General features: G+C 42.6%; 2 protein-coding genes. Both read right to left on the reverse strand.

What is annotated here, in order from left to right:
- Nucleotides 1-71 precede the first annotated feature (71 nt).
- Nucleotides 72-458: a tautomerase family protein gene (locus tag D908_RS00045; RefSeq protein WP_000260420.1), complete on the reverse strand. Its 387-nt coding sequence runs from the start codon at nucleotides 456-458 to the stop codon at nucleotides 72-74.
- A 268-nt stretch (nucleotides 459-726) separates the two neighbouring features.
- The gene (locus D908_RS0120145; protein WP_005528142.1) at nucleotides 727-1,092 is read right to left on the reverse strand and encodes an FMN-binding negative transcriptional regulator; all 366 of its coding nucleotides are present in this window, start codon (nucleotides 1,090-1,092) and stop codon (nucleotides 727-729) included.
- Nucleotides 1,093-1,321 lie beyond the last annotated feature (229 nt).

The following is a 1,321-nucleotide window of genomic DNA, read 5'->3' on the forward strand; positions in this document are numbered from 1 at the left end:
ACCACTTTCACCACCAAAACTCACTGCAAACCAAAAATGCCACGCGGCATGAATCCCTCTTAAACGCCTTGTTATACGTGGATTTTGTAGGTTAAGTCGGCGACTTCGTCACCTGTAATGCCTCTGAAACCCCAACAATGGGAAGGCTGCTCTTTAATTGTGATTTCAATATCAACGGGTGAAATGCCTAATCGAGATTCAATGTTACTAAAAAGCGCTTTGATCAATGCCTTTTTCGTTTCTACTTTGCGACCTTCCATCATGTTTACTTCGATCACCGTGTAGGCATCAGTGCGACCACTAGGATAGTAGAAATCACTTTTATCAAGCGGAATAAACCTGTGAGCTCGTTTATCCTCGGGCAAGCCTAGAGCTTGAGTCATTGAGTTCTGAATCACATCGGACAACTCAGCTTTAATTGGATTCAAATGATCTTTTATTCCATATATGACGACCACGATTTCTCCTTAAACGTATAACGCCCGCCTAAGGGGCTGGCAACGCATTACTACTAAACCCAAACACAACAACCGTAACCACCACGGCTCAATGGGACTGGAAACGCCACGCGTTGACAATCCCTCTTGAGGCGTTTGTTAGCATTCTTGCTGAAGATTAGCGCACATCATTGAAGCGATGGTTTGCGAATTGGTATCACTTTTCGACGATAGACCATCGACAATACCTTTTTGATTTATCTCTGACTGGTTCTGACTCAACTTCCATTTACCACTGAGGATCATGAATGAACCGTATTTTTCCTTTCACATGTACAACAACATAATTCCACGTGGGAACAGCCTTACCATTTTCTTTCTTAGTCGGATAATTGTTCGGGGATATATAGGTGTTGGGGCCATTAAAAATCACTAGCGCTTCGGATAGTGGCTCCGTGGTTTGCCAAAGTGAGTTAGCCTTAGCTATATGCCCTTTTAAATATAATTCCCCATCCAATTCCATCAGACATAGCGGAAGATGATTAGCATCAATCCCCGACTCAGATAACGTAATGATTGTTGCGAATGGATATTCGCGTATCAACCCCACGAGTTCTTCAATATTTTCCTGTTTAAACTTCCTTGGAATATACAAATTTCTCTCCTTGAATGCTAACGCCCAATTAAGGTGTGAGGCACGCAATACCGATGCTTCCGCATACCACCTTAACCACTAAAACCAACGCATACCAAAAATGCCACGCGTGCCGAATCACTCTTAAATTGTTTGTTATAAAGCGGACTCTGCGTTAAATGCCTTTTCTAACCACACTGAGCTTATGTTCTGCCATGTTTCTTCGCATATTCATTGAACACTCCGACTT

The organism is Vibrio mimicus CAIM 602, from assembly GCF_000338875.1.
Taxonomy (GTDB): Bacteria; Pseudomonadota; Gammaproteobacteria; order Enterobacterales; family Vibrionaceae; genus Vibrio; species Vibrio mimicus.